Genomic DNA, 13,419 nt, shown 5'->3' with positions numbered 1-13,419 from the left:
AAGCTCCAGTGATCTTGCGTAGACTATTTGCCAATTGGATAATCACCAGTGAAACAAGCATCACAATATTGTGGTGTAGCATTGTTACACACTTCTCCTTTAACAGCCTGATATAATCCATCAATACTCAAGAAGGCTAGGCTGTTTACTCCTATAACTTCCTTAATTTCCTCTACAGATTTATTTGCAGCAATTAAATCTTTGCACTCTGGCGTATCTATTCCATAAAAACAAGAATGCTTAATTGGTGGGCTTGAAATTTTGAGGTGAATCTCTTTTACTCCTGCATCCTTTAGCATAACTATTATATTTGTTAACGTACTACCACGCACTATACTATCATCTATTAAAATTATGTTTTTACCTTTCAAAGTGTGCTTATTAGCATTGAATTTTAATTTTATTCTAACTTTACGTACTTCAGCGGTTGGTTGTATAAAAGTTCTTCCTATGTAATGATTACGAATTATTCCCAGTTCCATAGGTAATCCTGAATGCTTTGCATATCCAATAGCTGCAGGTATTCCAGAATCAGGTATTGGTACAACCATATCCATATTGTTTTTTGGTGGGCTCTCTTCTGCAAGTATTCTTCCTATTTCTTTTCTTATATCATATATGGACCTATTCTCCATTATGCTGTCTGGTCTTGAAAAATAAACGTATTCAAAAATACAAAAACTTGATTTTTGCTGTGGGAAAGGAAATGCTGAAGCTAGATTACCATTTCGATCAATGGTGACTAACTCACCTGGTTCTATTTCTCTAACAAACTCTGCATTTACTATATCAAGAGCACAAGTTTCAGATGCAAGAACATAAGAACCGTTTAACTTCCCTAAAACAAGAGGCCTGATTCCAGACGGATCACGTACTCCAATAACTACTTCTTGATTGATTGCCACAAAAGAATAAGCACCTTTTATTTGCTTTAATGCATATATAAAACTCTCTAAGAAGCTATCTTTTTCACCGCTTGCTGTCAGATGCACTACTACTTCTGTATCAATATCTGACTGAAAAACGCACTCTTGTTTAATTAATTGTTCGCGTATTGGAGAAATATTAATTAAATTACCATTATGTGCTATGGCAAAATCCCCAAATTTGCCACTTTTGCCAAGCATGGGCTGCACTCCAAACTTATTACCACTTGTTGAGTATCGAACGTGACCTATTGCACAATCTCCAGGTAAGGATTTCTTTATTTCATCTATATCATCAAATACGCTGCTCACTTGACCTTGAAAGTGATAAGAGTGCAGCTTATCGTTGTTACTGGTTACTACGCCAAAAGACTCTTGACCTCTATGCTGCAAAGCGTGGAGAGCAAGTATAGAGTTAAAAGCAGCACTTTGGTTGCAACTTATGCCAAATACCCCACATTCCTCACGCATTTCATCTAGCATAAAAACTATTAAGTAAAGTTTAATTTTACTTTAGCATAGGTAAAATACAAGCATTTTGTTGTTCATCTGCTTTTATTGCCAGCAATAATCCTATGCATATCAAGCTTGCAGCAGTTGTACTTCCTCCATAGGAAAGAAATGGCAGTGGATCGCCTATCACAGGCAAGAGGCCTATTGACATTCCAATGTTTACAAAAAAATGAGCGCTAAAAAAGGCGAAAATGCCGATAGATACCGACTTAGAAAAATAATTTTTCGACCTATAAGCGATAGAGAAAATTACTCCAAGTAATGAGGTATAAAGCAAAATTAAAGCCATGCTACCTAAAAAGCCCCATTCCTCACTCAGCACTGCAAAAGCAAAATCTGTACGTTTCTCCGGCAAAAATCCAAGTTGAGTTTGACTTCCGTTAACAAAGCCCTTACCAAGCAAACCTCCTGAACCAATAGCTATTTGAGATTGCTGCGCATTATAACCTATTCCAAGTGGATCCACTGATGAATCCAAAAATGACAATATCCTTTGCTTGTGATAAGGACGTAAAAAAGGCCAAATAGCCGGTACTGCAAAAATGCCAAGAGTTCCACATATTACTGAATGAGATCTTTTTATTATTGTTGTGAATATAATTGATATCCCTATAAATAACATTATCATAGCTGTGCCTAAATTAGGTTGCTTTAACACCAAGAACACGGGTAAGAAAATAATTATAAGTGCCTTAAGCAATCTTTTAAATTCCATCATTTTATACATACTCTGCTTATCAAAATAGCGAGCAAGCGCAAGTATTAAGCCTACTTTTGCAAATTCTGATGGTTGCAAACTAATTGATCCAATTCTTATCCACCTTGTTGCACCCATTATGTGTGAGCCAAAAAAATTTACTGCTAATAGTGAAATCGCTGCTGCTATATAAAAAAAGTAGGCGTACTTCAAGTAAAAATCTAGCTCTATGAATGACATAGCTATAGCGAGTAGGAAAAAGAAGGAAAATATGACCAGTTGGTGAATCGCAAATGGCACCCACTTTCCTCCAGCAGAAGAGTATTGAACAACAATGCCAACGCAAAACAGCGCTATCACGTTAATGACTAATAACCAATGAATCTTCTTCAGCCTACCCACAATAAAGACCTTATAACCTTAAAGTATAGTAAAATATGAAACAAAGATAAAAATCAAAAAACCAACTTCTCAACTACTAACCGAATTGGAGTGCTATATATTCCAGTTACTACTGTTAAAGCTGCCATAAACAATAGACAGAAAAGCATAGGAAATGGCACATCATTAATTTTGCCTAGTGTCATTCTAGTGCGTGACGTTGCATCATTTTCAAAATACATTTTCTCTACCATCTTCCACATGTATATTAGTGCAAGAAAAGAACCGGCAGCAAAAGCTATCAGGGAAATCCACGCGCGAGATTCGATAATTGCTTTCATTATATACCACTTGCTTACAAAGCCATTTGTTAAAGGCACACCGATTAATGCTAAACTGAGTAGAGTGAACGCAAGTGCTGTATAAGGCATTGATTTCTTGAGTCCCGATAAATTCTCTATTTTTGTTGTATCAAATTTGTAAGAAATACATCCTGCAGCCATAAATAAAGATGTTTTTATTATGCTGTGGTTTACTATGTGAAGAATTGCTGCAAATACACCTGTTTTTGAGTTAAAACTCAGTGCTAAAATTATATAACCAATTTGGCTAATACTAGAGTGAGCAAACAGTCTTTTTATGTCTTTTGCGGTTATTGCAAATATCGACCCAAATACAATAGCGCAAAGTGCGAGGATAATTATCACATTGTCCAGTAGCGGCTTAAATAAGAAAAAATTTTGATGAAAAACAGTATAAAAGATTCTGATGAAAACATATATCATCACTTTTGTCACTGTGCCTGAAAAGAATATGCTAATGAAACTTGGCGCCTCACTATATGCATTAACCAGCCACCTGCTTAATGGAAACAGTGCCATTTTGATTGAGAGACCAACAAAAATGAACAATGTGCCAAGCTTTATGATGTTGTTATCGTATAATGGAACTATTCTTTCAGCCATGTCAGACATATTGAGCGTTCCAGTCATTGAATACAAGAGCCCGATGCCAAATAAATAAAATGTTGCACCTATTGTTCCACTAATTAGATATTCAAATGCTGCAACCAAGGCTTTTTTATCCCTTCCCATTGAAACTAATACATAAGAAGAAAGAGATGAAATTTCCAAGAAAACGTAAAGGTTAAATATGTCGTTTGTTACTAAAATCCCAAGCAGTCCGCTTAAGCACAGTAGAAATAGAGAGTAAAAACCAGTGATTTTGTTTTTGCTAATCTCTTTTTCGTTAATATAAAAGCTATAAAGCACACTAATCAGCGCTATAAAATTCACTAGGGTTAGAATTAAGGAATTTAACACGTCGATTCTTAACTCTATTCCATACGGAGGAGCCCAATTTCCAAGGTGATAAGTTATAATTTCACCTTTATATGTTTTAATGAGTAGTATTGATGAAATGATAAGAGTGATTGTTGTTGCAATAAAAGAAATAAACCAAGATACCTTGTGTTTCTTGGCAAGAAAGCAAAACATTGATGCAATTATTGGGATAATAACTTGTAAGATTGGTAATTGCATTAAATTGTTGTTAATATATCGTTAAAGTATTAGTATATATAATACTTTTTGTTTTAATACCCTTATGTTATCTAAAATTTGTAATGCAATAAAACGCCTATTACGAAGAGAAGATAAATTTGTAGGAAGAGATGAAAATGGAAATTCTTACTATGAATCAAGTAAAGGAAAAAGGTGGGTTATGTATAGCAGTGTTTCTGAGCCTACAACAGTGCCTCCGGAATGGCATATATGGCTTCACTATACTGATAATGTAGTACCAGTTAATAATAAAAAAAGAAAAGTAAAACATACTCCTAATTTAACGGGTACAAAAGATGCATACTATCCAAACCAAAAAGTGAAAAATTACTATAAAAGCTGGAGTCCTGATAACTAAAGATGCGAAGGTCAAATATACTTGAAATAACCGCTGGATTATTTGTATTAATTTTTACTATTTTTCTGATTTTCTTTGCTATTGATAAGCTATCTTACATAAAGAAAAACTATAAGGATTGCTATAAAATATATGGTCTTTTTGCTAACGCTAACGGTATAGGAGTTGGTGATAGTGTCAAGATCTCTGGTGTAGATGTTGGAAGCATAACTGGTGTATCACTTGACAAAGCTACCTACGTAGCACGAATCGATATGTGTATAAGCAAAGACATAAAATTGCCAATTGATAGTTCAGCTCTGATCACTAGCAGTGGAGTTGTTGGCAGTAAATTTGTTAATATATCACCTGGATCAGATATTAAACTAATCTTGCATGGTGGTAAAATAGAGTATACTCAAGCTGAAGCAAACATGGGTGGAATAATGGACAGAATTCTTGGTATGTTTACGAAGTGAAAATGGCAGGATTCCAAGTGTACCCGTTCAGGTGAAGCCTCCTGTAGTTCTAAAGTATTTAAGGAGTTTGCCTTATTTCTTGCCTTTTCTACCGCTTGCTTTGGGGTTTATAGTATAGAAAGTGCCTTAACAGTTGCAGTGCATGTCTATTAATGATAAAATGAAGATTAATTCATTTTGATATTATGATTGGTTTACTGTTTGCCGTACTATTGTTCCTCTGTGGTAGTGATGCACTTGCAAAACAGGAGCCACGTTCAATAGCTGGAGATAATCACATAAAGGTAATAAATTATAACCCACAGGCTATACATAAGTATACGGGTTTTTATGGTTATCAGTCCAGTATATTGTTTGAACCAGGGGAGATAATACAAAACCTTTCAATGGGTGATTCAACTGGTTGGCAACTTCTTCCTCAAGGTAACAGATTGTTTATTAAGCCCATAGATGATATTGCTGATACTAATGCAACTATAATTACCAATAAAAGAGTTTATTACTTTGAACTTCATGCTGAAGAAGCAACTGGACTAGATGATCCAAGATTAGCATATGAAGTAAGGTTTCTTTATCCACTATTTAGCAGTGATGAGATTTACACAACAAATAACGGTGATATCTTCGAACAAGCTAGTCATACCATTATTCCTGATATCAATGATATTGAAGTTGTAAAGAAGGGATTAAATTTTAATTATTCCATCTCGCACGTCAAAGGTAGTCAGTCAATAATACCAATTAAGGTTTTTGATGACGGAAAATTTACATATCTACAATTCAATAAAATAAACTCTGATTTTCCGGCAGTTTTTATGGTTGATTCTGCAGGATATGAGTCTTTAGTAAATTTCCGTACAGTTGATAACTACCTGATAATCGAAAGGGTAAGTTCAGTGTTTACCTTAAGGAATGGATCGAGTACAGTTTGCCTATTTAATGAAACCATACCTTTCAAAAAAGGGTAAAGGCTATAATGCCCGAGATATGGGTGCAAAATTTTTTCTATGATGTTCTGTAATTCCATAAAGGCCAATAGCGTTAAGGTGCTCTTTTGTCCCATATCCTTTATTTTTATACCAATTATATTCAGGATGCTTATTGTGCAATTCTTGCATAAGCCGATCTCTCGTAACTTTTGCAACGATTGAAGCTGCTGCAATTGATGTACTCAAATTATCACCATTTACTATGGATTTCACTTGCCATTTCACTTCAGGTGGTTGATTACCATCAACTAGCACATAATCTAATTCTAGGTCCAAGTCTATCAACGCACGTTTCATTGAAAGTTTTGTTGCTTGCAAGATATTGTATGAATTTATTTCTTCTACGCTTGCCATTCCTATACCAAATTTTGCAACGGATATTATTTTTTCATATAGGACTTGCCTACATTGAGGAGTCAACTTTTTCGAGTCGTTGATTCCATCAATAATTGTATTTCTATCAATAAACACTACGGCTGCGGATATTACTGGACCAGCTAGCGGACCTCTTCCAACTTCATCCACTCCTGCTATCACTCCTGATAATTTATTTTCTAATGTAAAGTCTGGGTATTTCATAGGTTTTTATAATAAGAAAGTTATAGTAAAAACTGAACAGATAATAGAAATTATCCAAAATTTCATAACGATTGCATTTTCTGACCATCCCTTCTTCTCAAAGTGATGATGTATTGGTGCCATAAGAAAAACTCTTTTTCCTTCTCCATATTTAAACTTTGTATATTTAAAATATGATATCTGAATAATAACAGATAGAGTCTCTATTACAAAGATTATTCCAATAATGGCAAAAAGCATTTCTCTTTTAATTAGGACACTAGTTAACCCTAAAGCCGCACCTACCGACAAGCTACCAACATCACCCATAAATATTTTTGCTGGATGTGTGTTAAACCACAAGAAACTTAGAATAGCTCCTATAAATGCAATGCAGAATAAAGTAATATTCATATCTGCCTGAGTTATATATGCAATTAGCCCCAAAAAAGCAAAGGAAGTGATAACTTGAGTTGCAGCAAGGCCATCCAAACCATCTGTGAGATTCACAGCATTAGAAGAGCCGACAATTACAAACGCAGCAAACGGAACATATAGATAGCCAAAATCTATTATTACTCCTTTAAATAGGGACGTTTTTGTAAAACATTCAGCAGAGTATAGCTTAAGTATAAACACACCAACCAGAGCAACAATAAACTGAATAAGTATTTTGGTTTTTGCACTTAAACCTCGATAGTGATTTGTCTTCAATTTTAAATAATCATCAATAAATCCAAGTAGAGCAAAAAATAGAGTTATCAATATCAGCAGCAAAATTTCTGGTGTTAACTGAGCCCAGAGTAAAATTGGTAATAAAGAAGAAATCAGTATTATTATTCCTCCCATAGGTGGTACATTCTTTTTTGTTATTAAATGACTTTCTGGTCCACATGATCTAATTGGTTGCCCATCTTTGCTTATTTTTTTTAGAAGCTTTATAAAATAGGGAAAAAGAATAAACCCAAAAACAAATGAGGTAAAAAATACTTTTGTAGCTAAGATCATCTGCTTACTTAAATTGACTAAGTGTCATACCACCTATAGCTAATAAAGTCAACTTCTGTCATCCTATAGCCTGACCCACAACTGTACGAACATTGTGATTTGGGCCCATCAGTAGGGTGTCATCCCAGTCTGGAATCCACAACTGTACGAACGTTGTAGTTTGGACCACCAGTGGGGTGTCATCCCAGTGCCCAGACACTGGTTCTATGCAACTTAATTAAAAACGTTTGTTTTAGTGTAAGACAATTACCTTTAGCTTATCAGCTCAGTTATAAGCAAAATTTCTGGATTCCAGACTGGAATGACACCATTTGCTGTGCAATTTACCTTCAAAAATGAATGTTCGTACAGTTGTGAACCTGTGGCAGGTATTACATAAGAGCATTTCCCTCTTCTAAATTAAAACGCACTTTTGCCTCCTTTGCAGTCTATACTTTAGATGTATTTAATTTACAAATACTAATTATTTATTAATAATGGTGATATGTAAATATAGTTATAAAATAATTGTTACACTTGAATTCCTTCCTGGTTTCTGTTGTTATCAGAACATTTAAAACACTTTAAGAAAGCTGCTTAGTTAAATTAACTTAGACAAGTAAATAGCAGTTTTGCAGCCTGTTTTTATGAATGATGATAAAATGTTGTAGCCAAATGCGCTTTCAGCATTGTGCTGAATTGCAATATCTTTGTGCTCTAACTCCTCGTCGCGAAATTTACTTATAGTTTCTCTTAATTCCCCATCTTCTAAATGTGAAACTTGCTCTTTGTAGTGCTCCCCGATAACTTCTTCAACTGCAGCAGTGCAAGCCATAGCAGCTTTTTTGCCCATAATGGCAGTTGCAACGCCAAGCGACACTCCTAAAACACGCCAAACAGGCAACAAAACAGTAGGACGAACTTTTTGCTCTTTGATTTTCTCATTAAAATAGTGAAAATGCTTTTTTTCCTGCTCTTCCATTTCAATTATTTCATTGATTATAGAAGATTTCTTAAGAATAAATTTTTGACCAGAATAAATGCAAATAGCTCCATATTCTCCAGCGTGATCTACTCTAATTGCCTGTTGCAAGAACTGATTGTTGCTGTACCTTAAATTATTTAGATTTCTTTCTTTCTCCACAATACACCTTACCTGATACGAACAGAGCTACTATGAGATAAATTAGATTCCATGTTGCTAAGGAAACACCTAGAACGTAATGAGGTCTGTCACAAGATGGAGAGTAATTAGGATTTAGTAGATTATTTCTGAGCTCTTCTATACTAACGTTACTACTTGCTTGCTCTGTACAACCTAAAACATCATGAAATAAGTGGAGTTCAAGACCTATATGATAAAAAGATATTACTGCACCTATGAGGTAGCTGCAAAACATTGCATAGATTAGAATTTTGTTGTCTTTAAGCATGCACGCTACTGCAAGTAATCCAGCGATATAGTAAACTATTCGCTCGTATGTACATAACTTGCATGGCAGCATGTTGAAAAAATATTCTAGCACATATGCAAAAATTAGAGCAGCGGCACTCGACAGCAGAAAGATTGCAGGAATTCTGGAATTATTACACATAACTTTAAGTAAATTATCCCTGAAAGTATAAAGCAGAGTATTCATTTTACATAGGGATTTTTATTTTTTTTCAAAAGCAATCTAACTGGCACACCGTCTGCAAAGAAATTTTTTCTGAGATCGTTAATTAAATAGCGTTTGTAACTTTCATCAACACTTTCAGGTATGTTACATATCAAAGAAAAAGCTGGAGGTTTAGTACCAATTTGAGCGATATACTTCATTTTAACTGCTTTGCCTTTTACAAGAGGGTGAGAATGTTTTCCTACAGCATCTATGAGCCACTTATTCAGTTTTGCAGTGCTGATCTTCTTGTTCAAGGATTCACTCACTTCAAGACACTTATCTATCACATCACCGCAGCGCATGCCTTTTAACGCAGAAATTGTTATAGTTGGCACTTCCAAGAATAACCTGGTTACTTCCTGTTGTTTGACAAATTTTATTAACCTGCTTCTGTCATCCTTACCTATTAAATCACACTTATTTAAAACAACAATAATCCCTTTCCCTCCCTTAATTGCAGCTTCACCAATTGATAAATCCTGCTGCTCAATACCAACTAGGGAGTCTAGCATTAAAACTACCACATGAGAGCGCTTGATTGATTCCATGCTTTTCTCAACAAATCTTGATTCTAAGCCATCTACAACATTCGCCTTTCTGCGGATTCCGGCAGTGTCAATTAGAGTAATTAACTCTCCATCATGATCATATGTAATATCCACAGAATCACGTGTGGTACCTGGCTCTGAACTTGTTATTAGTCTGTTTTCTGCAAGTAAACCATTTAAAAAAGTTGATTTTCCAACATTCGGACGGCCGATGATCGCGATCCTCAGCCTACTCAGTTCATTGTTAGGTAACTCAGTGTTCTCGTTAAAATTTTCAATAACACCAGCTAATGCATCATAAAGATCAACCATGCCAAGATTATGCTCGGCAGAGATATACACCGGGCCAAGAAAATCAAAAAACTGCAAATAATCAACATTTTCGGATTTATGACTCTCGCATTTATTTGCTACTAGTATTACAGGTTTATTTATTTTTCTCTTCAGCCACTTTGCAAACTCTTCATTTCGCTCATTTTGCACTTTTGCATCAACAAGAAAGAAAATTATGTTTGAATTGGATAAAGAAAATTCGATTTGTTCAATAACTTGTAGTGAAAAATTAGTTTGGTCGTTCCATCCTCCTGTATCTATAACTTTAAACTCCAAATCGCTAATTCTCCCCATTCCCTCTCGCCTATCCCTTGTCACTCCTGGAATGTTACTCACTACTGCTGCTTTTCTTCCTACTAATCTGTTGAATAGGGTCGATTTTCCAGCATTTGGTAGGCCTACTATGGCGATTTTTAGCATAATTCAAGGGCATGTTCTATATGAAGTAAATTATAACCGAAACTTTTCAATTTAACTATTGACTTCGTAGATTATATAAGCATACTACAGTTAGAATTTTTTTATTTCGTTATGTAAAATATGGGGTAGTTATGCTAGTGTCAGAGCAAATAGAGAGTGTAGATAGAGAAGAATTAAAGCAACAAAATCATATACATAAAGATACAGAGTATTCGGAAGAGACGACAATATATGGGCATATTAATCAACATATGGAAAAAAACATCTCAAATACATTGCATGAAATATATGATGCTCTTATGTCATATAACGAATCGGAACAGCCAATGGCGTCAACTTAAGAACTTTCATTAGCAAACTCTCCTAAAGACATGATGGCGTTTAGGCTTATCTACTTTATTGCGGCTGTCCCGGTCGGATTTTAACTTTAGCGCGTATACTTAAAAAGGGCTTGAAAGTTTTTTGGCGCAATAAGTACCTGATAGAGTTTCTGTCTCATTACACTAAATAAAACTGAAAAATTTAAACGATACTCAGTAATTTGATCTGGGTTCCAAGGCCCTTGTGCATCACATATATGAAGCGATAATATATTGCACATGACCAAGTTTGCCCAAAATTCTTGTAATACAGCCTCTCCAGAAAAATTCTCTAACTCTGCTCCTACTTTGAGTCGTTTATAGCACTCCTCTATGTGCCACCTTAACACATAAGCTTTGCTCCAAAGTCTCGGTCAAAAACTCTGTTTCTCAGTTGGCTAATGTCAGCACTATAACTCTTACTTTCTGTCCTTTCATTTTATTTTTTAGCTTTTCATTTTCTAATATAAAATCAAAATCTAATTCGCCAGCGTTCCCATAGCTTACTATAATTTCTTTTTTGCAAGCGAAAAATAAAATCTACTTCCAAATTATAATGCTGCTGAATGAATTTTACTGAAGACGATCATAGATAAATAATAATTTCTCTTGATTTAATAAACGCATTTGAGTGATAACTTCGGGTAATTGCTCTGCCGCCAACGTTTGTTCACCTATATTCCAAGCTGCAAGACGAGCACTGCAAATCAATGAAGTACACAAATCAACAAACAAATTGCCAATGGTGCCTGTTGTTCCATTTGGTTCAAACTCGGATACAATTTCCCCAGAGCTGGGTAATCTCATACCAGAACCATCTGCTGCAATAAGTCTATAGCCTCTCCAACTCAGGTTCATCCTGATAGGCTGTTTGGATGCTTAAATTCTTGAAAGCCTGTATGGCAAATCTTATATCTTGCTTTAGAAAAAGCTTGCTTTGAGGGTACATGTCAATGGCTCCATAAGTTCACATTCTATTCCCAAACTTTTTTTAACTAACTTTAAAATCATAGAAAATACTGTCGAAAAAGGAAGTTTTCTTGTTCGTGTAAAACTCAACACAATGGATTTTCTGAAAAGTTTTCGAGTATATTATATTTTTAATTTGTAGAATAAGGTTTTTTCCTTTTTGCATATTTCACCTAAAAAGGACACATTTTAGACTTCTTTGTTGAAATAAAACAGAAACAAAAGTGCTGTCCCTTGCACTCTTTGGATAATTTAATGATAAAAAATTTGGAGAGAAATTTTATACACTATCGCTGATATTTTTCCTTAAGTTGACGCCATTGCCTGAACGGATACAACTTAATTTTTAATCTGCAGGAGTCAAGTTGAGAATGTCCAATTTTCCACTTTCTTTATAGCATAACATACTTCAGCGCCTCTTGCTCCTCTTGAAGTCCAATGGGCTCACCACTTATGTGTAAATTAATCGTTAATGTTGTACACGTTCTTTTCTTTTTCTACTCTCTCTTGCTCTTCAATACAATATATAGCAAGCGGATTAGCTTTAAGTCTTTCGACTCCTATTTCTTCTCCTGTTCCATCGCAGTAACCATAAGTGCCTAATTTTATTTTTTCTAACGCCTCCTTAATTTTTTCTTTTCTATCTTTTCGACGCTTGATTAATTCCTCGTTTCCACTATCTTCATCAGAATAGTATGTATCAATACTATTATCTTCTAGTTCTTGTTTCTCTAACTCAGCGAGTATTGATTGTAACTTTAAGCTGAAGTATTCCAGTTGTTTTACGCTCATATATTCTTCATCTTCTGAAGGAGTGTAATCTTCTGGTGACTTTATTTTTGGTAACTTTTCCATAATTGCATTATCAAAAAAATAATAAAACCTATATAATTTATGAACAAAAAATTATACTACCTCAAAGTAAACACTATAATTTATAATAAACATTTAAAAGCCTAGTATGATCGACTCAGTAAAAAAATTAGTAATAGATGATAAGAACTTTACCTATATAGTATGTATTTTTATCATAATGTTAAGTTTATCTTCATTTACACTTAAAAACAACAATAAACAAGAAGTTATGTTAACATTAACATGGATATGTGCTACATTTGTTTTGCAGATTTCTACAAATAATTTGTTTACATCTGATTATCATGATGGAATATTAGAGCAAATCTTTGTACAGCCACTCTCTTCTAGGCTTATAGTTGCTTATAAAATTTTCGCTCACTGGTTATTATTTGGGTTACCGATTTCAGTAATTTCTTCCATATTCAGCTTTGCAATTCTAGGCAATAGTATTGAACACTCAATAGCAGTTGGAGTGTCTTTATTATTTAATACGCTGATAATCACTAATATTTCAGCTACTGGAAATGCATTGATGATTGGTCAAAACAACTTAGCATCAGGAGTATCGCAAATTCTTGTTTTGCCAATGATAATGCCAACCTTTGTGTATTTTAAAATGCTAACTCAATTTGAAAATTTATCCTTGAATATTTATACACTACTAATCACCATCTTAGTTTTTGTTATTTTGATTGTTAACAGCACCATAACTACTCACATGGCACTAAAATTTGCTGTGGAACAGGATTGAAAAATCTTACTGTTATTCAGTAGACTTCTTGCATAACCTAGAAAAAAGGCAAATAGTTATTATAGATTTAGGTTTATCGACAATTTGAAAA

The 13,419-nt window shown here is 34.4% G+C and carries 14 protein-coding genes and 1 pseudogene; 5 read left to right on the top strand and 10 right to left on the bottom strand.

Annotation, left to right across the window (positions count from 1 at the left end):
• Positions 1-23 precede the first annotated feature (23 nt).
• Genes purF through ABWU67_RS00395 form a run of 3 tightly spaced genes read right to left on the bottom strand, consistent with a single transcriptional unit; the run spans position 24 to position 4,058 of the window.
• Positions 24-1,409: an amidophosphoribosyltransferase gene (gene purF / locus ABWU67_RS00405; RefSeq protein ID WP_353282029.1), complete on the bottom strand. Its 1,386-nt coding sequence runs from the start codon at positions 1,407-1,409 to the stop codon at positions 24-26.
• 25 nt (positions 1,410-1,434) lie between these two features.
• Positions 1,435-2,538, bottom strand: a complete 1,104-nt coding sequence (rodA, locus tag ABWU67_RS00400) for a rod shape-determining protein RodA (RefSeq protein ID WP_151807632.1) — start codon at positions 2,536-2,538, stop codon at positions 1,435-1,437.
• Positions 2,539-2,591: 53 nt separating this feature from the next.
• A complete protein-coding gene (locus tag ABWU67_RS00395) occupies positions 2,592-4,058 on the bottom strand; it encodes a proton-conducting transporter membrane subunit (protein ID WP_264722945.1) in 1,467 nt (488 codons plus the stop codon).
• A gap of 64 nt (positions 4,059-4,122) precedes the next feature.
• On the opposite strand from ABWU67_RS00395, the gene ABWU67_RS00390 reads away from it, so the two are divergent.
• The 3 genes from ABWU67_RS00390 (at position 4,123) to virB9 (ending at position 5,863) form a co-directional block, all read left to right on the top strand.
• Positions 4,123-4,437, top strand: coding sequence for an NADH-ubiquinone oxidoreductase subunit NDUFA12 family protein (locus ABWU67_RS00390; protein WP_007548590.1), 315 nt, complete (start codon positions 4,123-4,125; stop codon positions 4,435-4,437).
• A gap of 2 nt (positions 4,438-4,439) precedes the next feature.
• The gene (gene mlaD / locus ABWU67_RS00385) at positions 4,440-4,895 is read left to right on the top strand and encodes an outer membrane lipid asymmetry maintenance protein MlaD (protein WP_007548591.1); all 456 of its coding nucleotides are present in this window, start codon (positions 4,440-4,442) and stop codon (positions 4,893-4,895) included.
• A gap of 185 nt (positions 4,896-5,080) precedes the next feature.
• Complete coding sequence (gene virB9 / locus ABWU67_RS00380; protein WP_015589382.1) at positions 5,081-5,863, top strand: P-type conjugative transfer protein VirB9; 783 nt, start codon at positions 5,081-5,083, stop codon at positions 5,861-5,863.
• Positions 5,864-5,866: 3 nt separating this feature from the next.
• On the opposite strand, the gene ABWU67_RS00375 is transcribed toward virB9, so the two are convergent.
• The 5 genes from ABWU67_RS00375 to der form a co-directional block, all read right to left on the bottom strand.
• Positions 5,867-6,463, bottom strand: a complete 597-nt coding sequence (locus tag ABWU67_RS00375; protein ID WP_015589381.1) for a ribonuclease HII — start codon at positions 6,461-6,463, stop codon at positions 5,867-5,869.
• A 6-nt stretch (positions 6,464-6,469) separates the two neighbouring features.
• Positions 6,470-7,450, bottom strand: coding sequence for a phospho-N-acetylmuramoyl-pentapeptide-transferase (gene mraY, locus ABWU67_RS00370; protein WP_151807633.1), 981 nt, complete (start codon positions 7,448-7,450; stop codon positions 6,470-6,472).
• A gap of 580 nt (positions 7,451-8,030) precedes the next feature.
• Positions 8,031-8,573: a demethoxyubiquinone hydroxylase family protein gene (locus ABWU67_RS00365; RefSeq protein ID WP_006279362.1), complete on the bottom strand. Its 543-nt coding sequence runs from the start codon at positions 8,571-8,573 to the stop codon at positions 8,031-8,033.
• The gene (locus ABWU67_RS00360) at positions 8,548-9,069 is read right to left on the bottom strand and encodes a disulfide bond formation protein B (protein WP_010963042.1); all 522 of its coding nucleotides are present in this window, start codon (positions 9,067-9,069) and stop codon (positions 8,548-8,550) included. Before ABWU67_RS00360 ends, ABWU67_RS00365 begins: the two co-directional genes overlap by 26 nt.
• Positions 9,066-10,391 (bottom strand): ribosome biogenesis GTPase Der, encoded by a 1,326-nt coding sequence (gene der / locus ABWU67_RS00355; RefSeq protein WP_341821980.1) that lies wholly within the window; start codon positions 10,389-10,391, stop codon positions 9,066-9,068. The genes ABWU67_RS00360 and der overlap by 4 nt, the downstream gene beginning before the upstream one ends.
• Positions 10,392-10,522: 131 nt before the next feature.
• On the opposite strand from der, the gene ABWU67_RS00350 reads away from it, so the two are divergent.
• Entirely contained in the window at positions 10,523-10,732 is a 210-nt protein-coding gene (locus ABWU67_RS00350) for a hypothetical protein (protein WP_010081834.1), read from the top strand.
• 9 nt (positions 10,733-10,741) lie between these two features.
• On the opposite strand, the pseudogene ABWU67_RS00345 reads toward ABWU67_RS00350, so the two are convergent.
• Positions 10,742-11,885 (bottom strand): annotated as a pseudogene (locus ABWU67_RS00345) (transposase).
• 296 nt (positions 11,886-12,181) lie between these two features.
• Entirely contained in the window at positions 12,182-12,574 is a 393-nt protein-coding gene (locus tag ABWU67_RS00340; protein WP_010963040.1) for a TraR/DksA family transcriptional regulator, read from the bottom strand.
• Positions 12,575-12,680: 106 nt separating this feature from the next.
• On the opposite strand from ABWU67_RS00340, the gene ABWU67_RS00335 reads away from it, so the two are divergent.
• Entirely contained in the window at positions 12,681-13,328 is a 648-nt protein-coding gene (locus tag ABWU67_RS00335) for a heme exporter protein CcmB (RefSeq protein WP_010963039.1), read from the top strand.
• Positions 13,329-13,419 lie beyond the last annotated feature (91 nt).

It is taken from the genome of Wolbachia endosymbiont (group A) of Aleiodes leptofemur, from assembly GCF_964028465.1.
In the GTDB taxonomy this organism is placed as follows: Bacteria; Pseudomonadota; Alphaproteobacteria; order Rickettsiales; family Anaplasmataceae; genus Wolbachia; species Wolbachia pipientis.
The sequence above is the reverse complement of the archived record's forward strand: the minus strand, read 5'-3'. Positions and strand labels throughout refer to the sequence as shown.

Excerpts from the sequence above, each read along its gene's own strand:
- purF (WP_353282029.1), bottom strand. The coding sequence starts at position 1,409 with ATGCTAGATGAAATGCGTGAGGAATGTGGGGTATTTGGCATAAGTTGC.
- ABWU67_RS00395 (WP_264722945.1), bottom strand. The coding sequence starts at position 4,058 with ATGCAATTACCAATCTTACAAGTTATTATCCCAATAATTGCATCAATG.
- ABWU67_RS00390 (WP_007548590.1), top strand. The coding sequence starts at position 4,123 with ATGTTATCTAAAATTTGTAATGCAATAAAACGCCTATTACGAAGAGAA.
- mlaD (WP_007548591.1), top strand. The coding sequence starts at position 4,440 with ATGCGAAGGTCAAATATACTTGAAATAACCGCTGGATTATTTGTATTA.
- virB9 (WP_015589382.1), top strand. The coding sequence starts at position 5,081 with ATGATTGGTTTACTGTTTGCCGTACTATTGTTCCTCTGTGGTAGTGAT.
- ABWU67_RS00375 (WP_015589381.1), bottom strand. The coding sequence starts at position 6,463 with ATGAAATACCCAGACTTTACATTAGAAAATAAATTATCAGGAGTGATA.
- mraY (WP_151807633.1), bottom strand. The coding sequence starts at position 7,450 with ATGATCTTAGCTACAAAAGTATTTTTTACCTCATTTGTTTTTGGGTTT.
- ABWU67_RS00360 (WP_010963042.1), bottom strand. The coding sequence starts at position 9,069 with ATGAATACTCTGCTTTATACTTTCAGGGATAATTTACTTAAAGTTATG.
- der (WP_341821980.1), bottom strand. The coding sequence starts at position 10,391 with ATGCTAAAAATCGCCATAGTAGGCCTACCAAATGCTGGAAAATCGACC.
- ABWU67_RS00350 (WP_010081834.1), top strand. The coding sequence starts at position 10,523 with ATGCTAGTGTCAGAGCAAATAGAGAGTGTAGATAGAGAAGAATTAAAG.
- ABWU67_RS00340 (WP_010963040.1), bottom strand. The coding sequence starts at position 12,574 with ATGGAAAAGTTACCAAAAATAAAGTCACCAGAAGATTACACTCCTTCA.
- ABWU67_RS00335 (WP_010963039.1), top strand. The coding sequence starts at position 12,681 with ATGATCGACTCAGTAAAAAAATTAGTAATAGATGATAAGAACTTTACC.